The sequence below is a fragment of the Nonomuraea sp. NPDC049419 genome (genome assembly GCF_040676995.1).
In the GTDB taxonomy this organism is placed as follows: Bacteria; Actinomycetota; Actinomycetes; order Streptosporangiales; family Streptosporangiaceae; genus Nonomuraea; species Nonomuraea salmonea.
This window is the reverse complement of record NZ_JBFAQB010000027.1, coordinates 13,941-32,815: the sequence shown is the minus strand read 5'-3', so window position 1 is coordinate 32,815 and position 18,875 is coordinate 13,941. Positions and strand designations below refer to the sequence as shown.

Below are 18,875 nucleotides of genomic sequence, written 5' to 3'. Positions count from 1 at the left end.
GCCGCGCCGGTATCCCGGCCCCGCCAGAGCGTGTCAGCCGGAGGGCCATCTCGGGGTGCCGGAGAGGTCGGCGAGCGCGTCCTCCACGGTGCCGGCCGCCTCGATCTCACCGCCGTCGTCGTCGGACGCCCGGGCGGCGAGCTCCCCGTACACCACGATCATGCGCCCCTCCGACACCCTGGCGTGCCGCGCGGCCGAGCGCAGGATGTCGCGCCCGTGCTCGTCCATCGCCGCGAGCGAGCGCAGGTCCACCGCGAGCAGCGGCGGTATCCGCGCCACCAGCGCGTTGACCAGGTATTGCTGCAGGACCAGGCACGCCACCCCCTCCAGCCGCCCGGTCAGGGACAGCAGGACGACCTCCCCGTGCCTGTCGAGCCGGATGTCGAAGTCCGGATCGCTCTCGTGGATGCCAGGTTCGGAGGGGTGCATGGGCGAATCCCGGTGAAGACGACGGCATGACAGGTCAACGCCGACCAGACTTCCCGGCTCACCTGCTGCGACCATAACATTCCATTGCTCAATGCAACGATCCGGCGGTGCGGACCGTGACCTAAACGACGCGCAAGCCCTCGCCTCCTCCGCACTACCCTGGGCCTCGGGGACGGCGGCGGCGCCGTCCTCAGGCCGGACGGAGGGATGGCCGAGGTGAGCGAGACCGACCCGCACATCCATGTCGATCGCAAGGTGCTGCAGGCCGGCGCCGACTTCCGCAATGTGCTCGCCTCGACGCTGGGCCGCGCCCCCGACGCGCCGTCCGAGGTCACCACGGGCTGCGGCCTCAAGGTGCCGTACGCGATGACCTCGCCCCACCCCGAACGCGTCACCTGCCTGCCCTGCCGCGAACACGCCCACCGCGAACACCTGAACTTTGCCGACCAGGTCGAACGCCTCGGCCGCCACCCCGGCAGGGCCCTCCCGGACGACCGGACGGCCGAAGTGGCTCAGTGGGCCCGCGACCGCGCCCAGAGATTCGCCTCCGGCTGAACCCCAGCCCTGCCCCCGCTCCTGGCGGCGACGATGGGTGGGTGGCGTTGCGCTGGGAGTGAAGCCGGGCGGTCCTGACGCTCGCGGTGGGTCAGGATGAGGGGCATGCGAACACTTGTTTTGGGTGGCACGAGGTTCCTGTCCAAGGAGATCGCGCGGCAGGCGCGCGATCGCGGGCACGAGGTGGTGTGCGCGGCGCGCGGGCAGGCGGGTGACCCGCCGCCGGGGGTGGAGTTCGTCCGGGTCGATCGCTCGGAGGGCGGCGGGCTGGCTCCTCTGGAGGGGTCGTTCGACCTGGTCATCGACGTCGCCAGGCAGCCGAGCCAGGTGCGCAGGGCGGTCGATGAGCTGGCGGGCCGCGCCGGTCACTGGACGCTGGTGTCCACCGTCAGCGTCTACCCCGACACCCACGAGGCCACCCAGGTGCTGCACGAGCCGCTGGCGCCCGGCGCCGACGAGAGCGACGCGGCCAACTACGGGCCGGCGAAGGTGACGTGCGAGCAGATCGTCGGCGACGCGGCGCTGATCGTCCGCGCCGGGCTGATCGTGGGCCCGGAGGATCCGTCCGACCGGTTCACCTACTGGGTCGACCGGCTGGCGCGCGGCGGGCGGGTGCTGGCGCCGGGCTCTCCCGGCGACCTGGTGCAGCTCGTGGACGTACGCGACCTCGCCGCCTGGACGCTCGACGCCGCCGGGAAGGGGCTCGCCGGGCCGTATGACGCGATCTCCAGCCCGTTCCCGAGGGGCGAGCTGCTCGCGGGCATCGCCGAAGGGCTGTCGGTGCGGCCCGAGCTGGTCTGGGCCGGGCAGGAGTTCCTCGCCGAGCACGACGTGAACGCCTGGATGGGGCCGCGTTCCCTGCCGCTGTGGGTGCCGCTGCCGGAATACGCCGGCTTCATGGCCCGCGACGTCTCGGCCGTCCTGGCCGCCGGCCTGCGCATCCGCCCGATCGCCGACACGGCCCGCGACACCCTCACCTGGCTGCGCGACTCCGGCCACACGGTGACCCGCTCCGGCCTCACCGCCGAGGACGAGGCCGAACTCCTCCGCCTCCTCGACTGACCTCCCCTCCACCTGATCAAGGGACACCTGCCCACCCCTCCCCCGCCGGCGTGCCCACTGCCTGGATGACGGGTGCGCCGAACGGCGCGGGAAGCCTGAAGGATCCGCGACGGATGGCGGGCGACCGGTCGCCGATCGATCGTCAGGATGGCGGCATGAGCCGAGAACCGGAGACGTCCGTCCCGCTGATCGCCCAGCACGACATGAGCGGCCCGGTCACCGCCCATGAGACCCGAGCGGAAGCCCAAGGGACGCGAACGAAGGTCCGACAGGCCAGAGGGGGCGTGCCAGAAACTCGGGTAAGTGCGCGAGAAACCCGGACGGATGGGCGAGGGCGAGGAGCCGGGGCACGTGCGGGAGGTGCCCGGGCGGGTGAGGCAGAAGCCCAGGCAGATGGGCGGCGGGCCGGGCATCGGCGGCCTGCGGGCGGGCGGGAAGCGCCGACCGCGTCCGGGCTGCGCGACGAGGGTGGCGTCCCGGCGGCGGTGACGCCGTTCGACCTGCTGATGTCGATCGTTCGCCTGAGCGCGAGCGGCGAGATCCACGCCGGTCGGGGAGGCGTGGATCGGGACGGCTGGCGGCTGCACGTCTTGCACGCGAAGACCGCCACCGACGTGCACGGCGGCCACTGGGCGCTGCACCCGGAGGCCGACGAGCTCGTCTCCTGCATCGTCGGCAAGATCCGCCTCTATCTGCGCGGGGAAGGGCGGGGTGAGGAGGAGGTCAAGCTGTGTGCGGGCACCGCGGCGATCGTCCCGCGCGGCCGGTGCCACCGCATCGCCCTGGACATCCCGAGCACCATCCTGACCGCCACTCTCCGACCCGCCGACCGCCCGGACCGACCCGCCTGACATTCCGAGCAGCGGCCTGGCCTCGTCGCAAACCTCCCGGAGAACGATCCCCGCCACCTCGGCGAACCCGTCGGCCACGAACCGGTCGAGGTCGATGCCGGTCATGCCGGGCACGCTGCCAACGGTGTCCAGCACCTTTCCGGCATGACCTCGCAGGTAATCGACGTCCGCAGGGGTGGGGCGGAAGGATGATCGGCATGAGTCAAGACACCCGTGACGTCGTGACCGAATTGCTGACGAGGATGGCCAAGGGGGACCACGAGCGTACGGCGGAGTTGTTCGCCGAGCCGGTGGACTGGCGGCTCTCCTGGCCGGATGAGGGGCATCCGGCGGTGCCGTGGATCCGGCCGCGGTCGAGCCGGGCCGAGGTGGCGGACCACTTCCGTTCGCTCGAAGCTCATCACGTGCCCGAGCTGAACGGCACGTCGGTGGAGCGCATCCTGGTGGACGGGCCGCATGCCGTGGTGCTGGGGGTGATCGCGCAGACCGTACGGGGCGGCGGTCCGGCGTACACGTCGCCGTTCGCGCTGCATCTCACCGTCGAGGACGGGCTGATCACCCGCTATCACATCTACGAGGACAGCCTGACGGTCACCCGCGCCCTCAACGGCGCCTGAACGCCTGAGTTCGATGCCCTGACGCGTTGACGCACTGATTGCGGCGCCTGGGCCGCACTTTCGAGCGCGGCCTTCGTCAGGGCCTCCCGGCCGCACCGACCGCCCGCACCCGGTCAGGGGCCGGCGCGCAACTGCTCGGCCGCCTCCTCGTAGGCCCGGGCGGCCCGGCGGAAGTAGTCGTAGAGCACGTCGAGCTGGTCGTCGTCGTATCCGGCGAGGATGTCGCCGACCTCGCGCCGCGCGGCGGCCATGACCTGGTCGAGCTGGGCGGGCTTGCCGATGGGCTCGACGATGACCTTGCGCCGGTCGTCGGGGGCGGGCACGCGGCGGACATAGCCGGCCTGCTCGAGCCGGTCGATGAGCCGGGTCGTCGGCCCGGTGGTCAGGCCGGCGCGGGCGCCCAGCTCGCCCGGCGTCAGGGGGCCTGACAGCTCAAGGATGTTGAGTGCGTACAGGTCCGTGGCGCCCAGGCCGCACGCGCGCGCACTGGCGTGGCCGTGCAGCAGGACGGCGCTGAAGTAGCGGCGATAGACGCGGCCGGCGTCGGGGCGTTCACGCGGGATTGACACGGGCTCCCTCGATTCCTAATCTCTTCTCCAACGAAGAGAAATCTTCTGAGAAGAAACTTCTCCGAAGAAGTTATCATGGAGAGAGTCATGACCACCACCGCCACCAGCTCCACCGCCACCACCGACGCCCCCACCGACGAGACCGCAATCCTGGGCGTGCTCCGTAACAGCCAGGACGCCTGGAACCGCGGCGACGGCGCCGCCTACGGCGCCTGCTTCACCGCCGACGCCACCGACGTGACGTTCGCCGGCACGGTCTACCGGGGCGGCGCCGAGATCGGGCGCGCCCACCAGGCCCTGTTCGACAGCTACCTCAAGGGGACGTGCCTGGTCATGGAGATCCTCGACGTCCGCCGCTACGGCTCCGGCACCGCCGTCGTGGTCACCCGTGGCGAGGTCGTCAAGGGCACGCCGGGGAAGCTGGGCAAGCTGGCCACGTACACGCTGGTGCGCGACGACGCCGGCCTCTGGCGCATCGCCGCGGTGCAGAAGACCAAGCACAAGCCGCTGATGGAGGCGGTGTCCTTCAAGCTCCAGCCCGCCACCCGGCCCACCGCCCCCGCGGCGGGCGCGCGCTGAGCGGCGCGCGGTCAGGGCGTGCGCCAGACTCCGTTCAGCGGTACGCGGTGCACGATCAGCTTGCGGTGGCTGATGCGCCAGCCGCGCTCGCCGCGCACGACCGTGTCCTCGTACGTGAGGCTGCCGGTGGTGCCGTCGGCCCGGACGCCGAGGCCCTTCGAGCGCGCGTGCACGAGCCCGTCGGCCCGCTCCGCCAAGATGATGTTGGTGACGTGGTGCCCGACCGGGTTCCCCTCGCCGAGGGCCAGGCCGGCGGCGGCCAGGGCATCGAGGCCGTGCAGTTCGCCGCCGCCCAGGTCGCTCACGTCGTAGACCACGTCGTCGGTGAACACCTCGCCGAACCGGTCGAGCTCGCCGCTGTCGCACAGGTGGCCGTGCAGGTTGATCAGGTCGGTGATGGCGCAGCGGTCGTCGTGACTGAGGGGCATGAACATCCTTCCCGCGTACGGAACGCCGCACCACTCTGCCACCCGGTCAGGCCGCGGTCACCCCGAAAGCGGCCACCAGCTCGTCCGTGGCGAGGATGGCGTGGGCGAACGTGGGGCCGTTCAGCTCGTGGGCGGCGTGCATCATCTCGGGGCTGAACGCCGCCGTCGCGTCGCGCACCAGCGTGACGTGGTAGCCGAGCTCCATGGCGAAGCGGCCGGTCGACTCCAGGCAGGTGTTGGCCAGCACCCCGATCAGCACGACGTGGCTGATGCCGTGCTGCTTGAGCTGGAAGTCGAGGTCGGTGTTGGCGAAGCCGCTCTGCGCCCAGTGCTCGTGGACGACGATGTCGCCCGGCTGGGGCCCCAGATCGGGGTGGAACTCGCCGCCCCACGTCCCGCGCGCGAACGAGTGCCGCTCCATGATGCCGCGCTGGGTCGGGTTGGGGTGGTCCCAGGTCTCGTAGTCGCCGGGCTGCCAGCGGCGGTGCGGCACGATCAGCACCTGTACGCCGGCCCCGCGCGCGGCGGCGGTCACCGTGCGCAGGTGGTCCACCAGCCCCACCTTCGTGGCCACGGGTGCGAGCCTGGGCCACAGCTTGCCGCCCTCGGACATGAAGTCGTTGTACGGGTCCACCAGCAGGACCGCCGTGTGGCGGGGATCGTAGGTGCGGCTCACGGGGTGCTCCTCCGCGTACAAGGGGACGGCGCAACAGCCCGCACCTACCCCGCCGACCCGCACGTGCGCCTCCCGTCCAGGTCAGTGTCGCGCCAAACCCCCTTGACCCGCGATCAGCCGAGCAGGATGTCCGTGGTCTGCGACGGCACGGCGTCCAGCGCGGCGAGGGTCTCCTCGTCGAGGGCGATGGCGCCGGCGGCGACGTTCTCCTCCAGGTGGGCGGCCGTCGCGGTGCCGGGGATGAGCAGCACGTTCGGCGCGTGCCGCAGCAGCCAGGCCAGGCCGATCTGGGACGGCGTGCGCCCGAGCTTCGCGGCGGCCTCGGTCACGGCCGGCTGCTCCACCACCTTGGGCATGCCGGGGAACGCGCCCCCGAGCGGGAAGTACGGCACCCACGCGATGCCCTCGGCGGCGCAGAGGGCGAGCATCTCCTCAAAGTCCCGGCCGACGAGGCTGTAGGCGTTCTGCACGCAGGCGATGCCGGCCGGGAGGGCCCGGCGCAGCACGTCGAGCGAGACGGCGCTCAGCCCGATCGCGCCGATCTTGCCCTCGTCGCGCAGCTCGGTCATCACCGCGAGCTGGTCGTCGAGGTCCACCACCTGGGGGCCGGTGGCGCGGATGCCGGGGCCGACGTCGAGCCTGCGCAGGTTCACGACGGGGATGCGGTCGAGGCCGAGCGACTTCAGGTTCTCCTCGACGCTCGCGCGCAGTTCCCCGGGACGCTGGGCGGGGCGCAGCGGCAGGGGGCCGCCGGGGTCGCTGACGGCGCCGACCTTGCTGACGATCACCACGCCGTCCTCGGGGCGCAGCGCCTCGCGGAGCACGTCGTTGACGAAGCCGGCGCCGTAGAAGTCGGCGGTGTCGACGTGGTCGATGCCCAGCTCGACGGCGCGGCGCAGCAGGGCGACGGCGGCGGCGCGGTCGTCGTGCAGGCGTTCGAGCTGCATGGCGCCGTAGCCGACGCGGGAGACGGTAAGGTCACCGAGCAGGCCGGGACCGCCGGGGCGCGGGGCTCCGGTGGCCGTGACGTCGGAGGAAGAGGTGCCAGTGGACATCAGGAGTACACCGTCCTTCAGACAATGACGACAGAAAGCGGAGGACCCTCCGCCACGAACGACCCTAGCACTATCGGAGGTGCCTCCGCTTTGGCTTCCCCGAGTTCTTCCGAACCTCCCGCCGCCGGGCGGCCCGTTCGCGCGCACGCGCGGCGCAACCGCGAGAACCTGCTCGCCGTCGCCCGCGCCGCCTTCGCCACCGCCGACGGGCCCGTCTCGCTCGAAGGCATCGCCAAGCAGGCCGGGGTCGGCATCGGCACGCTCTATCGCCACTTCCCCACCAGGGAGGCGCTGGTCGAGGCCGTCTACTCGGCCGAGCTCGACGACGTGACCGGCTGCGTGCCCGACCTGCTCGCCGCGCATCCGCCCGAGGTCGCGATGCGGGTATGGATGGAACGCTACGGCGCGTTCGTCTCGACCAAGCGGGCCATGCTCGACACGCTGCGCACCGGCTGGGCCTCAGGACGGCTCGCCACGCCCACCACCAGGGAACGCATCACCGCCGCGATCGGCGCGATCCTGGAGAGCGGGGCGCGGGCGGGCACGCTGCGCGGGGACGTCGAGGCCAGCGACGTCACCTCGATGATCCTCGGCGTGTTCCTGTCCACGGCGGCCGGCGACACATGGGACCGGATGGACCGCCTGTTCGACCTCCTCCTGGACGCCCTGCAGCCCCGCCAGGGGTAGCCGCCGCTTCGCCGGGCCTCGGATATGAACAAAGGAATTTGCGCAAAATTCTTGCGCAAATTCTTTTGTGCATCTAGCGTGAGGGTATGGCCAGGAAGAACGTACGCCGCGTCAAGGATCTCGAGACGGTCAAGGCACTCGGGCATCCGCTGCGCATGCGCCTCTACCGGGCGCTGACGGTGACCCAGCGCGCCACCGCCTCGCAGCTCGCCGAGCAGGTGGACGAGGCGGTGTCGCTGGTCAGCTATCACCTGCGCAAGCTGGCCGCGCACGGGCTCATCGAGGAGGCCGAGCAGGGCAGTACAGACGGGCGCGAGCGCTGGTGGCAGGCGGCGGTCGGCGGGGTCAGCACCGAGGACGTCGACTTCAGGGACGCCCCCGAGAGCGAGGGCGCCTACGTCGCACTGTCCAGACTGGCGGCCAGGCAGCGCCACGAGCTGTACCAGAGCTACCTCGACACCAAGTCCGCCTGGCCCGACGAGTGGCGCGACGCCTCGTTCAACTCCGAGTACCTGCTCTCGCTCACCCCTCAGGAGCTGGCCGGGCTCAGGACGGAGATGAACGAGCTGCTCAAGAAGTGGGAGGCGCGCAGTGACGCCGCCCGCGAGGCCGGCGAGCGCGAGGGCCGCGAGCACGTCGCCGTGCACACCGCGGGCTTCCCGTTCCGCCCGTGACGACGACCCCGGAGGTCGCGATGCATCCAGACCTGCATCTGTACGTAGAGCGAGTACGCGCCCGCGAACTGCGCCAGGAAGCCGAGCGGCACCGCCTGGCCGGATCCCCCTCCGCCACCGGGGCCCTGGAGGAGCGGCTCGGGTGGGTGCTCGTGCGCGCGGGCCTGCGGCTGCTGGAGCGCCACGCGCCCGCCCCGTACTGATCCCCCCGCCGGTCAGCGGACGCGCAGGCCGGCGATGAGGAGGGCGACCATGCGGCGGGCGTCGTAGGCGCCCTCCTGGCCGGCGCCGATGCAGAGGTTGCCGACGCCGCGCATGAAGCTGAGGGCGTCCATGCCGGGCTCGATCTGGCCGGCGTCGGCGGCGGCCTCCAGCAGGCGGGCGCAGACCGGGACGAGGCGGTCGATGAAGTACGCGTGCAGCGACTGGAACGAGGCGTCCTCCGACTGCATCGCCTCGGCCAGGCCGTGCTTGGTGACCAGGAAGTCCACGAAGAGGTTGATCCAGTTCGCCAGCGCGTCGTACGGCGTGGGCCCGGCCTCCAGCAGCTCGGGCCCCGCCGCCGCGCATGCCTCCACCTGGTGCCGGTAGACGGCCACGATGAGGTCGGCGCGCGTCGGGAAGTGCCGGTAGATGGTGCCGACGCCGACCCCCGCCCTGGCGGCGATCTCGCGTACGGGCACGTCGACCCCTGAGGCGACGAAGGCCGCGGCGGCCGCGTCGAGCAGCGCCTTCTCGTTCCGTCTCGCGTCGGCCCGCTTCTTCGGGGCTGCCTGTGATCCGGCCACTGTGCCGCTACCTCCACCACGCCGTTGGACAAACGGAACAGCGTTCCGTATGGTGTTTAGCGGAACGCGGATCCGCTTTCAGGATGCCAGAAGCGCGGCCGCCGGACAAAGCCGCCGCGCACGTGGAGGAGACATGACCATGCAGTACCGCACCCTGGGCCGCACCGGCGTCCAGGTCAGCACGCTCGCGCTCGGCGCGATGAACTTCGGCGCCATCGGCCGCACCACCCAGGACGAGGCCACCGCCATCATCGACGCGGCGCTGGAGGCCGGCGTCAACGTCATCGACACCGCCGACTGGTACAGCGGCGGCGAGTCGGAGGAGATCGTCGGCAAGGCCATCGCCGGCCGCCGCGACGACATCGTGCTGGCCACCAAGGCCACCATGCCGATGAGCGAGGCGCCGAACCACCAGGGCGGCTCGCGCCGCTGGATCGTCAGGGCGCTGGACGACAGCCTGCGCCGCCTCGGCGTGGACCACGTCGACCTGTACCAGATGCACCGGTGGGACCCCACGACCAGCGACGAGGAGACGCTGTCGGCGCTGACCGACCTGCAGCGGGCGGGCAAGATCCGCTACTTCGGCAGCTCGACGTTCCCCGCGTACCGGATCGTGCAGGCCCAGTGGGCCGCCCGTGAGCACCACCTCAGCCGGTACGTCACCGAGCAGCCCAGCTACTCGATCCTGCAGCGCGGCATCGAGGCCGACGTCCTGCCCGTCGCGCAGGAGTACGGGCTCGGCGTGCTGGTGTGGAGCCCGCTGGCCTCGGGGTGGCTGTCGGGCGCGATCCGCGCGGGCCGCGCGGCGGACACCCACCGCTCGTCGGTGCTGCCGGAGCGCTTCGACCCGGCGCTGCCGTACAACAGGGCCCGTCTGGAGGCCGTCGAGCGGCTGGCCGGGGTCGCCGACGCGGCGGGGCTGACGCTGATCCAGCTCGCGCTCGGCTTCGTGACCGCGCACCCCGGCGTGACCGGCGCGCTCATCGGCCCGCGCACGATGGAGCACCTGAAGGCGCAGCTCGACGCGGCGCAGACCGTGCTGTCGCAGGACGTCCTGGACGCCGTCGACGAGATCGTCGCGCCGGGCACCGACCTGGCCGCGCACGAGAAGTTCGACACCCCGCCGGCGCTGCTCGACCCGTCCCTGCGACGCCGATGAGCAGCCCCGGGAGCCGGACGCGGTTCGGCATCATGACCGCTCCCATGCAGGTCGGCTACGAGGACGTCCTGCGGGTCTGGCGGGAGGCCGACGACGTGCCGGAGATCGAGCACGCCTGGCTGTTCGACCATCTGCTGCCCATCCAGGGCGACATCAACGGGCCGATCCACGAGGGCTGGACGCTGCTGTCGGCGCTCGCCGCCCAGACCAGCCGGCTGCGCCTCGGCCTGCTGGTGACCAGCAACAGGTTCCGCCCGCCGGCCGTCCTGGCCAGGATCGCCGCGACCGTGGACATCGTGTCGGGCGGCCGGCTCGACTTCGGCATCGGCGCGGGCTCGCGGCCCGACCACCCGCTGGCCCGCCGCGAGTACGAGGCGCACGGCCTGCCCTTCCACGACTTCCGCCACTCCGTGGAGAGCCTGGCCGAGGCGTGCACGGTGATCCGGCGGATGTGGAGCGAGAGCGAGCCGTTCGACTTCCACGGCTCGCACGTCACGCTGACCGGGGCGTACTGCAATCCGAAGCCCGTGCAGCGCCCGTACCCGCCGATCCTGCTCGGCGGGCGTTCGGCGGCGCTGCTGCGGGTGGCCGCCGAGCACGCCGACCTGTGGAACATCCCGGGCGGCGACATCGACGACGTCGTCCGCCGCAGCGCGTTGCTCGATCGCTACTGCGCGGAGATCGGCCGCGATCCGGCCGCGATCACCCGCTCGATCCACCTGCCGGTCTCCTACGACCGGCCCGGCGCCACCAGGCAGGCCATCGGCGAGGCGGTGGCCGCGGGCTTCCACCACGTGGTGCTCGGGCTGCCGGCGCCGTACCCGGAGAAGGTGGACCGCTGGGTGGCGGACGAGCTGATCACGCCCTCGCTCTGACGGCTCAGCCGGGTTCGTGCTCGCCGGCCAGCGGCAACCGCAGGACGAAGCAGATGCCGCGCGGGCTGTCCTCGATGGTCAGGTCGCCCTCGTGCGCCTGGGCGATCGCGCGGGAGATGGCCAGGCCGAGCCCGCTGCCCGCGGGGTCGCGCCTGCGGCCGGCGGCCAGCCGGACGAAGGGCTGGAAGACCTGCTCGCGCTCCTCTGGCGCGATGCCCTCGCCGTCGTCCCAGACGGTCAGCACGGCCTCGTCCTCCTCACGGGCGACGCTCACCTCGATCGCGCCGCGGGCGTGCCGCTGGGCGTTGACCAGCAGGTTCGTCAGCACCTCGGTGAGCTGGGTCCTGTTGCCCCACACGCGGGGCGAGTCGTGGACGACCAGCCGGGGCCGGCGGGGGCCCGGCAGACTCCCGGCCTCCTCGCGGACGAGGTGGCCCAGGTCGACCCGCTCGGCCTGCTGCGGCGACGACGTGCGGATCCGGGTGAGCAGCAGCATCTCGTCGATGATCTGCTGGAGGCGGTCCACGCTGCCGAGCGCCCCCCTGATCGTCTCCTCACGATCGGCGTCGGGGTACGTCACCGCCTCCTCCAGCCGCATGCGCAGCCCGGCCAGCGGGGTGCGCAGCTCGTGGGAGACCATCGAGGAGTAGTGGCGCTGCTGGCTGACCGCCTCCTGGAGCCTGGCCAGGGTCCTGTTCACGGTACGCGCGAGCGAGGCGATCGCGTCGTCGCCCGGCGGCGCCGGCACCCGCAGGCCGAGGTCGGTCACGGTGATCTCGGCGATCCTGGCCCGCATCTCCTCGACCGGGCGCAGCGTGCGGCGGATGAGGAGGGCGGCCAGGCCGGTCAGCAGCGCGGTGCCGGTGAGGACGGCGGCGGCCAGGCCCAGCTCCAGGTCCCAGCCGGCCAGGAGCTCGGGCTCTGGGCGGCCGGCGTACACGACGTGGGAGGCGCCGCCCCACAGCTCCTCCTCCTGCGGCGACGGCCGGTAGGCGGTGAACATGACGCAGCCGTCCCGCGTGCACTCCTTGCCGTGCTGGATGCGGTCGTCGGAGTTCGGCCACAGGGTGCTCATGGGCGGGCGGCCCTCGGCTTCGCGGCTGGCCTGCACGACGTGGCCGGTGGCGTCCACGAGCTGGAACAGGCTGACTTCGTGCGTGGTCACGGGCTGCGGGGTCGAGGTGCCCATGGCGCCGATCCACTCGGTGGCCGCGCGCTGGGTGCTCGCGTACACCTCGCGCTCGATCCTGTCGCGGACGATCAGGTCCACGGCGACGGCCACCCCGGCGAGGCTCGCCAGCGACAGCAGGGCGGTCACCAGGACGAGGCGGGCCTGCACCGAGAGGCGGCCGGGGCGCAGGAGCCCCAGTGCCAGGGGGCCCGGACGATGGGGCATCGCCACCTCCCCGCTCGCCTCACTCCTCAGTGGCCATGTTTCCAACTACGGGTTCATGGGGAGCCAATGGCTTCGCAAGCGGCGGGTCATAGGTGTCGAAATCGGGTCAACGCACGTCGTGCACCAGCCGCCCGCCCACCGCCGTGGCGATCACGGTGATGTCCCTGATCGTGGCCGGATCGACGGCCAGCAGGTCGTCGGAGAGCACCGCGAAGTCCGCCAGCCTGCCCCGGCCGAGCGTGCCCTTGAGGTGCTCCTCGTGCACCGCGTACGCCGAGCCCTCGGTGTACGCGCGCAGCGCCTGCTCGGGCGTCAGCGCCTCCTCCGGGTTGAACGGCCGCCCGCTCGCCGTGACCTGGTTGACCAGGTCGTGGATGCCGAGCAGCGGCGCGCCCGCCACCACCGGGCAGTCGGAGCTGCCCGGCAGCACGACGCCCGCCTCCAGGAACGAGCGCTGCCGGTAGCAGCCGCGGGCCCGCTCGGGGCCGAGCGCGTCCAGCATGCCGTCGCCGATCTCGGAGATGAACCGGCCCTGCGGCACCGGGATGACGCCCAGCTCGGCAAGCCTGGCGACCTGGGCGTCGCTGGTGACCGCGCAGTGCTCGATGCGGTGCCTGGCGCCAGGCCGCGGCGTGCGGGCCTGGGCCTCGGCGTAGGCGTCGAGGACGACGTCCACGGCGGCGTCGCCGATGGCGTGGGTGGCGATCTGCCAGCCGGAGTCGTGGGCGCGCAGGATGAAGCCGCGCAGCGCCGCCGCCTCCTCCTGCAGGAAGCCCCGGTTTCCCGGCTCGCCCGCGTAGTCGCAGCACATGGCGGCGGTGCGGCCGATCAGCGAACCGTCGGAGAACAGCTTGACCGGCCCGATCCGCAGCCACTCGTCGCCGAAGCCGGAGCGTACGCCGAGGTCGAGCCCGAACTCGGCGTCCACGTCGTGCAGGTTGGGCGAGCCGGGCATGAGCGTGGCACGCTGCGGAAGCAGGCCGCGCCGGATCGCGTCCTGGAAGCCGGCCACGTCCCAGCGGCCGTTGCCGGCCAGCCCGACGCCCACGCCCGGCTCGGTGAAGCTGGTCAGCCCCTCGGCGGCGGCGGCCCGGCCGGCCAGCGCGATGCCCTCCACGAACTCCTCGTGCGCGAGCGGCCGCAGCACCCGCAGCGCGAGGTCCTGGGCCTGCTCGGCGAGCAGCCCGGTGGGCAGCCCGCGCTCGTCGCGGCCCACGGAGCCGCCAGGCACGTCGGGCACGTCCTCAAGGGAGGGAAAGCCCATGAGCGCGAACGCCGCCGTGCTGGCCACGCCCATGTGGCCCGAGGTGTGCTGGAGCCAGACAGGGCGGCCTCCCGCGGCCTTGTCGAGCGCCTCACGGTCGGGGTGCGCGCCGCCCAGCTTGTTCTGGTCGTAGCCACCGCCGCGGATCCACGCGCCGGCGGGCAGCTCGGCGGCGCGCTCGGCGACCCGCGCGTACAGCTCGTCGAGGCTGGTCACGCGCACGTCCAGCTCGCGCAGCCGCTGCCCGCGCATGCTGAGGTGGTGGTGCGCGTCGTTGAAGCCGGGCACGACGGGAGCGCCGCCGAGGTCCACGACCGTCCCGGCGCTCGCGCCGTCGAGCTCCTCGTCCAGCCCGGCGATCCGGCCGTGCAGGACGCCGAGGCGGGTGGCGTACGGCCGGTCGCGGTCGAGCGTGGTGAAGCGGCCGTTGACGAACAGCGTGTCGAGACGCATCAGACCTCCAGCGGTTCCCGCACGGCCGCCGCGCTCCTGCGCTGCAGGGCGGCCACGCAGGCCATGGTGAGCAGGATGATGACCAGGTACTGGGCGACGACCGCCCAGATGGTGCCGGTCGAGGTGAGCAGCGCCTGCGCGATCATCGGGGCGGTGCCGCCGATGAGGGCGCCGCACAGCTGGTACGCCAGCGAGATCCCGGTGTAGCGGACCCGCGCCGGGAACGCCTCGGCGAGGAACCCGGCCAGCGCCGCGTACGACATGCCGCCGAAGACGATGCTCAGCGCCAGCCCCAGCGTGGCGAGGACCGGCGAGCCGGTGCCGACCATGGCGAACGTGATCGGCGTGCACACGATGAGCGCGCTGAACGCGATCAGCATGAAGCGGGCGGCGCCGTAGCGCTGGCCGAGCACCGCGCCGAGCGGCTGGGTGACGAACTGGGTGATCGCCACGATGAGCAGCACGTCCAGCATCGTGCTCTGGGCGATGCCGAGGTCGGTGGTGGCCCAGGACAGGATGAAGGTGTTGGTGAAGTACGCCGAGGCGATGCCGACGCCGCTCGCGCCGATGCCGAGCAGCACCAGCGGCCACGCCGTGCGGAAGACCTCGGCGACCGGCAGCTTGGCCACCTCGCGCCGCTCCTGCATGCGGGTGAACTCCGGCGACTCCTCCACCCGCAGCCGGATGACCAGGCCCACCACCAGCAGCACGGCGGAGCACAGGAACGGGATGCGCCAGCCGTAGGACAGGAACGCGTCCTCGGGCAACGTGCTGACCAGCGCGAACATGGCGGTGGCGAGGATCGACCCGGCGGGCGAGCCCTGCTGGGCGAAGGCGGCGTAGAAGATGCGCTTGGGCCCCGCGTGCTCGGCGGCGATCAGCACCGCGCCGCCCCACTCGCCGCCGACCGCGATGCCCTGCACCAGCCGCAGCGTCGCGAGCAGCACCGGCGCGAGCATGCCGACCTGCGCGTACGTGGGCAGCACGCCGACCAGCGTGGTGGCCCCGCCCATCAGCAGCAGGGTGACGACGAGCGTGCGCTTGCGGCCGATGCGGTCGCCGAGGTGGCCGAAGACGACGCCGCCGAGCGGCCTGGCCAGGAACCCGACCCAGAAGGTGGCGAAGGAGGCCATCACGCCGGCGGCGGGGCTGACGTCGGGGAAGAACAGCCTGCTGAAGACGAGGGCGGAGGCGGTGCCGTAGATGTAGAAGTCGTACCACTCGATGGAGGTGCCGACGAAGGACGCGATGCCCGCGCCGCGGGCGGTGGTGGAGCTCATACGGGGGGATTCCTAAGCGAAGTGGTGGAGCTGGGCGAGCGGCACCTCGGTGGCGGGGGCCATGCTCACCGCGGTGCCGTCCACGAGGACGGGCCCGGGTTCGCGCGGCACCTCGACCCGAGGAGTAGCCATATTTCGGCACATGTCGTGTCGGGTGAGGCCGCGGGCGTGCCGGATCGCCGCGTACCGCAGGCCGCGTGGCAGGGCGTCCCTGCTGTCGGCCGAGTCGAGCGCGTCGTGCGCGACGAAGATCCGCGACAGCAGCGCGGGCGCGTCGCCGAGGCCGCCGAAGTACGGCCGGTAGACGCGCGGCTGTGTGAGCCGGGTGGAGCCGGACCCGCTGCCGGAGACGCCGTGGGCGACGAAGCCGCCCTTGATCACCAGCTCGGGCTTGCTGCCGAACCATCCCGGCTGCCAGAGCACGATGTCGGCGAGGCGGCCGGGCCGCAGCGTGCCGACCTCGTGGGCCAGGCCGTGCGCGACGGCCGGGTTGACGGTCAGCTTGGCCAGGTAGCGCAGGATGCGCGCGTTATCTCCCACTGGATCCCCCGCCGGCCACCCCACGCCCGCCGCCAGGGCGTTGAGGTGGGCGACCTGCCACGTGCGCCGCACGGTCTCGGCCACCCGGCCCATGCCCATCGAGTCGGAGTTGACGATGCTGATCGCGCCGAGGTCGTGCAGCACGTTCTCGGCCGCGATGCCGTGCTCCCTGACCCGGCTGCGGGTCACCGCCACGTCGCTGTCGATGTGGTGGTTCTGCCGGTGCACGGTCATCGTCATCGGGAACAGCTCGCCCGCGGTGTTCGTCGTGTAGGGCAGCGTGGGAGTGGTGGAGGAGGGCAGCACGTGCGGCTCGGAGAGGATCTCCAGCAGGTCGGGATGCCCGCCGCCGCCCTCCACGTGGTACGCGTGCACGGTGCGCCCGCGCGTCGCCGCCACCGTGTCGGCCAGGTAACCGGACTCGTTCATCGAGTCCGAGTGCAGCGCCACCGGCAGGTCCGCCTGCTCGGCCACGCCGAGACAGGTGTCGATGACCCGTGGCGTCGCCCCGAAGTCCTCGTGGATCTTGAAGCCGCCGGCGCCCGCCAGCACCGCCTCCTCCAGCAGCCGCCGCGAGCTGGACGAGCCCCGGGCCAGGAACGCCACGTTGAGCGGGGTGCCGTGCCAGGCGGCCATCAGCGTGTGCAGGTTGTGCGCCGGGTTGACGCCGACGTCCCAGACGCCGCCGAGTCCCATGCCGACCACGGTCGTCACGCCGGAGGCCAGCGCGGCGGGCGCGATCTCCGGCGAGGACAGGTGCACGTGCGAGTCCACGACGCCGGGCGTGGCGATCAGGCCCTCGCCCGGCACGATCGCCGTGTGCGAGTCGATGATCGCGCCCTCGACCGGCACGATCCGGCCGTCCTTGACGCCGATGTGCGTCTTGCGCACGCCGAGCACCGGGTCCATCAGCACGACCCCGGCGACCACCAGGTCCAGCGCGGACTCGCGGTCGCCGCGCGGGCTGGCCAGCAGCCCGTCGCGCAGCGTCTTGCCGCAGCCGCCGAGCAGCTCGTCGCCGTGCGGCACGTCGTCGGCCTCCACCTCGGCCCACAGGCAGGTGTCGCCGAGCCTGATCAGGTCACCGGTGGTCGGGCCGTAGATCGCGTTGTACGTCTCGCGCCTCATGACGTGATGACCTCCACCTCGACGGTCTCGCCCGGCGGGAAGGCGGTGGCCGTGCCGGCGGGGATGGCGAGCCTGAGCCCCTCCGGCTCCCTGTCGAAGGACAGCGCCGCGTTGACCTCGCCCAGCGGGAAGTGCGAGGAGACGTAGACCGTGCGCTCGCCCCGGTTGGTGACGCGCAGGGTGCCGCGCTCGCGGCCGGCGTTCAGCTCGACCTCGCGCGGCAGCGGGCGTACCGCGCCGGGTCCGTCTTTCTCCGGCGAGCCGATCGGGGCGTCCACGGCCACCAGCGCGGTGCCGTTCGGGAACAGGGCCTCGACCTGGACGTGGGTGACGAGCGCGGGGACGCCGTCCATCACGTCGCCGGGTCCGAGCACGGCCTTGGCGCCCTCGATGACCTCGGGCAGCGTGGCGCCGTCCCAGGCCCGTTCGAGGATCTCGTCGCAGATCAGGGCGATGGCCTCGGGGGCATTGAGCCTGCGCCCTCGGGCGCGGCGGCGGCGGGCGAGCTCGGCGAGCGTGAAAATGGTCAGCCGCTCCTGCTCGCGAGGTGTCAGATGCAACGTCCAACCTCCCTTTCGCTCACGCTATGGCGAGGTCAGGGGGCCGACCAACGGCGATACGGTGCGTAAATGCGCGGCTAGATTGTGCATGTGACCAATGACGTGCTGGTCCGGCTGGCCAGGCGGTGCCTGGAGAGCTACGAGGACCTCATCGACGACTGGGCCGAGCAGGTCATGGCGATGGAGCCGTACGCGCGGGGCCTGGTCAGCCGCGAGGAGGTGCGCGAGGGGGCCAGGGTCGGGTTCGAGCTGATCCTGCGCCACCTGGCCGAGGGACGGGTGCCGCCCGAGCAGCGCCCGCACTCGGAGAAGCTGGGCGAGCGGCGGGCCGGGCAGGGCGTGCCGCTGGAGTCGCTGCTGGCGGCGGCCCGGCTGGACGCCCGCGCGCTGTGGCACGGGCTGGTCGGGCTGGCCGCGCCCGACGACGTCCCGGCGCTGCTCGAAGGGGCCAACCTGGTGTGGGAGGCGGTCGAGCAGCACAACACCGGCCTGATGACCGGCTACCAGCGGGCCGTGCTGGAGATGGGCAGGCAGCAGGAGGACGAGCGGCGCACGTGGTTCGCCCGGCTGATGGACAACGACGGGCGCAACCCCGACGTGGTCCGCGACGTGGGGCGGGTGCTCGGCTTCGACGTGCCCGCTCCGTTCGTGGCCGTCGTGGCGGCGCCCGCGTCGGGGGCGGCGCTGCGGGTGGCGGCGGGCGGGATGAGCGGGCTCGGGCTGCGTACGCACCGTCACGAGTCGCCGTCAGGCGACATCCTCGTCGTGCAACTGCCCTCCCGGGTGCCCGACCCGGAACGCCGGGTGCTCGACGCGCTCGCGCACGTGGCGTGCGGCCTGTCGCCGCGGGTGACGGGGCTGGCCCGGGTGCCGCACGCGGTGCGCCTGGCCTCGGCCACGGTCAGGGCCGGCGGCGCGGCGCCCGCGGGGCCGATGCGGCTGGAGGACCGGTGGCTGGAGGTGTTCGTCGCGCACAGCCCCGAGCTGGCCGCCGAGCTGGCGGAGCGGGTGCTCGGCCCGCTGGAGTCGATCGGCGCGGTGGAGCGGGAGCGGCTGCTGGAGACCGTACGCGTGCATCTGGCGGGCGACGGCTCGATCGCCGACACGGCCGCTGCGCTCTACTGCCACCGCAACACCGTCCAGCACCGCTTCGCCCGCTTCCGTGAGCTGACCGGCCGCGACGTGCGCGTGCCGGGGGACGCCGCCGTGGTCGCGCTGGCGCTGCGCGTCCGGGTGAGCGCATGAGAAGG

At 72.6% G+C, this 18,875-nt stretch carries 23 protein-coding genes; 12 read left to right on the top strand and 11 right to left on the bottom strand.

Features of this window, described 5'->3' with window-relative positions; all coding sequences use genetic code 11:
- Positions 1-33: 33 nt before the first annotated feature.
- Positions 34-429 (bottom strand): hypothetical protein, encoded by a 396-nt coding sequence (locus tag AB0K12_RS43685; protein WP_364574393.1) that lies wholly within the window; start codon positions 427-429, stop codon positions 34-36.
- Between the two features lie 216 nt (positions 430-645).
- Between AB0K12_RS43685 and AB0K12_RS43680 the strand changes: the two genes are divergently transcribed.
- The 5 genes from AB0K12_RS43680 to AB0K12_RS43660 all read left to right on the top strand — a co-directional run bounded on the left by AB0K12_RS43680 (position 646) and on the right by AB0K12_RS43660 (position 3,514).
- Complete coding sequence (locus tag AB0K12_RS43680) at positions 646-984, top strand: hypothetical protein (protein ID WP_364574391.1); 339 nt, start codon at positions 646-648, stop codon at positions 982-984.
- 105 nt (positions 985-1,089) lie between these two features.
- Positions 1,090-2,046 (top strand): NAD-dependent epimerase/dehydratase family protein, encoded by a 957-nt coding sequence (locus AB0K12_RS43675; RefSeq protein WP_364574389.1) that lies wholly within the window; start codon positions 1,090-1,092, stop codon positions 2,044-2,046.
- A gap of 303 nt (positions 2,047-2,349) precedes the next feature.
- Positions 2,350-2,535 (top strand): hypothetical protein, encoded by a 186-nt coding sequence (locus tag AB0K12_RS43670; RefSeq protein ID WP_364574387.1) that lies wholly within the window; start codon positions 2,350-2,352, stop codon positions 2,533-2,535.
- Positions 2,532-2,897: a cupin gene (locus tag AB0K12_RS43665; protein WP_364574385.1), complete on the top strand. Its 366-nt coding sequence runs from the start codon at positions 2,532-2,534 to the stop codon at positions 2,895-2,897. Before AB0K12_RS43670 ends, AB0K12_RS43665 begins: the two co-directional genes overlap by 4 nt.
- Before the next feature lie 197 nt (positions 2,898-3,094).
- On the top strand, positions 3,095-3,514 hold the full coding sequence (locus AB0K12_RS43660; RefSeq protein ID WP_364574383.1) for a nuclear transport factor 2 family protein: 420 nt from the start codon (positions 3,095-3,097) through the stop codon (positions 3,512-3,514).
- Positions 3,515-3,627: 113 nt separating this feature from the next.
- Here AB0K12_RS43660 and AB0K12_RS43655 read toward each other — a convergent pair whose 3' ends face one another.
- Positions 3,628-4,083, bottom strand: a complete 456-nt coding sequence (locus AB0K12_RS43655; protein WP_364574381.1) for a MarR family transcriptional regulator — start codon at positions 4,081-4,083, stop codon at positions 3,628-3,630.
- A 75-nt stretch (positions 4,084-4,158) separates the two neighbouring features.
- Between AB0K12_RS43655 and AB0K12_RS43650 the strand changes: the two genes are divergently transcribed.
- Entirely contained in the window at positions 4,159-4,662 is a 504-nt protein-coding gene (locus tag AB0K12_RS43650; RefSeq protein ID WP_364574379.1) for an SgcJ/EcaC family oxidoreductase, read from the top strand.
- Positions 4,663-4,673: 11 nt separating this feature from the next.
- Here the strand turns inward: AB0K12_RS43650 and AB0K12_RS43645 are convergent, their stop codons facing one another.
- From AB0K12_RS43645 to AB0K12_RS43635, 3 genes are all read right to left on the bottom strand, one after another.
- The gene (locus tag AB0K12_RS43645) at positions 4,674-5,090 is read right to left on the bottom strand and encodes a nuclear transport factor 2 family protein (protein ID WP_364574377.1); all 417 of its coding nucleotides are present in this window, start codon (positions 5,088-5,090) and stop codon (positions 4,674-4,676) included.
- Positions 5,091-5,136: 46 nt separating this feature from the next.
- Positions 5,137-5,766: an isochorismatase family cysteine hydrolase gene (locus AB0K12_RS43640; protein ID WP_364574375.1), complete on the bottom strand. Its 630-nt coding sequence runs from the start codon at positions 5,764-5,766 to the stop codon at positions 5,137-5,139.
- A 113-nt stretch (positions 5,767-5,879) separates the two neighbouring features.
- Positions 5,880-6,821 carry an aldo/keto reductase gene (locus AB0K12_RS43635; RefSeq protein ID WP_364574373.1) on the bottom strand — a complete coding sequence of 314 codons (942 nt, stop codon included), beginning with the start codon at positions 6,819-6,821 and terminating at the stop codon, positions 5,880-5,882.
- A 90-nt stretch (positions 6,822-6,911) separates the two neighbouring features.
- Here AB0K12_RS43635 and AB0K12_RS43630 point away from each other — a divergent pair, with 90 nt between their 5' ends.
- The 3 genes from AB0K12_RS43630 to AB0K12_RS43620 all read left to right on the top strand — a co-directional run bounded on the left by AB0K12_RS43630 (position 6,912) and on the right by AB0K12_RS43620 (position 8,385).
- On the top strand, positions 6,912-7,508 hold the full coding sequence (locus AB0K12_RS43630) for a TetR/AcrR family transcriptional regulator (RefSeq protein ID WP_364574371.1): 597 nt from the start codon (positions 6,912-6,914) through the stop codon (positions 7,506-7,508).
- A gap of 86 nt (positions 7,509-7,594) precedes the next feature.
- Positions 7,595-8,182: a helix-turn-helix domain-containing protein gene (locus tag AB0K12_RS43625; protein WP_364574369.1), complete on the top strand. Its 588-nt coding sequence runs from the start codon at positions 7,595-7,597 to the stop codon at positions 8,180-8,182.
- Positions 8,179-8,385: a hypothetical protein gene (locus tag AB0K12_RS43620; protein WP_364574367.1), complete on the top strand. Its 207-nt coding sequence runs from the start codon at positions 8,179-8,181 to the stop codon at positions 8,383-8,385. The genes AB0K12_RS43625 and AB0K12_RS43620 overlap by 4 nt, the downstream gene beginning before the upstream one ends.
- Positions 8,386-8,397: 12 nt before the next feature.
- On the opposite strand, the gene AB0K12_RS43615 is transcribed toward AB0K12_RS43620, so the two are convergent.
- Positions 8,398-8,970, bottom strand: coding sequence for a TetR/AcrR family transcriptional regulator (locus AB0K12_RS43615; RefSeq protein WP_364574365.1), 573 nt, complete (start codon positions 8,968-8,970; stop codon positions 8,398-8,400).
- 133 nt (positions 8,971-9,103) lie between these two features.
- Between AB0K12_RS43615 and AB0K12_RS43610 the strand changes: the two genes are divergently transcribed.
- Positions 9,104-10,129, top strand: a complete 1,026-nt coding sequence (locus AB0K12_RS43610; protein WP_364574363.1) for an aldo/keto reductase — start codon at positions 9,104-9,106, stop codon at positions 10,127-10,129.
- A 32-nt stretch (positions 10,130-10,161) separates the two neighbouring features.
- Positions 10,162-11,004: an LLM class flavin-dependent oxidoreductase gene (locus tag AB0K12_RS43605; RefSeq protein WP_364574361.1), complete on the top strand. Its 843-nt coding sequence runs from the start codon at positions 10,162-10,164 to the stop codon at positions 11,002-11,004.
- Positions 11,005-11,008: 4 nt separating this feature from the next.
- Here AB0K12_RS43605 and AB0K12_RS43600 read toward each other — a convergent pair whose 3' ends face one another.
- The 5 genes from AB0K12_RS43600 to ureA form a co-directional block, all read right to left on the bottom strand.
- Positions 11,009-12,400, bottom strand: a complete 1,392-nt coding sequence (locus AB0K12_RS43600) for a HAMP domain-containing sensor histidine kinase (protein WP_364574359.1) — start codon at positions 12,398-12,400, stop codon at positions 11,009-11,011.
- Positions 12,401-12,506: 106 nt separating this feature from the next.
- On the bottom strand, positions 12,507-14,117 hold the full coding sequence (locus tag AB0K12_RS43595) for an amidohydrolase (RefSeq protein WP_364574357.1): 1,611 nt from the start codon (positions 14,115-14,117) through the stop codon (positions 12,507-12,509).
- Positions 14,117-15,397 (bottom strand): MFS transporter, encoded by a 1,281-nt coding sequence (locus AB0K12_RS43590; RefSeq protein WP_364574355.1) that lies wholly within the window; start codon positions 15,395-15,397, stop codon positions 14,117-14,119. Before AB0K12_RS43590 ends, AB0K12_RS43595 begins: the two co-directional genes overlap by 1 nt.
- A 12-nt stretch (positions 15,398-15,409) precedes the next feature.
- The gene (locus tag AB0K12_RS43585) at positions 15,410-17,065 is read right to left on the bottom strand and encodes an urease subunit alpha (protein ID WP_364574353.1); all 1,656 of its coding nucleotides are present in this window, start codon (positions 17,063-17,065) and stop codon (positions 15,410-15,412) included.
- Positions 17,062-17,625 (bottom strand): urease subunit gamma, encoded by a 564-nt coding sequence (gene ureA, locus AB0K12_RS43580; RefSeq protein ID WP_364574352.1) that lies wholly within the window; start codon positions 17,623-17,625, stop codon positions 17,062-17,064. The genes AB0K12_RS43585 and ureA overlap by 4 nt, the downstream gene beginning before the upstream one ends.
- Positions 17,626-17,715: 90 nt before the next feature.
- Between ureA and AB0K12_RS43575 the strand changes: the two genes are divergently transcribed.
- Complete coding sequence (locus AB0K12_RS43575) at positions 17,716-18,870, top strand: helix-turn-helix domain-containing protein (protein ID WP_364574350.1); 1,155 nt, start codon at positions 17,716-17,718, stop codon at positions 18,868-18,870.
- Positions 18,871-18,875 lie beyond the last annotated feature (5 nt).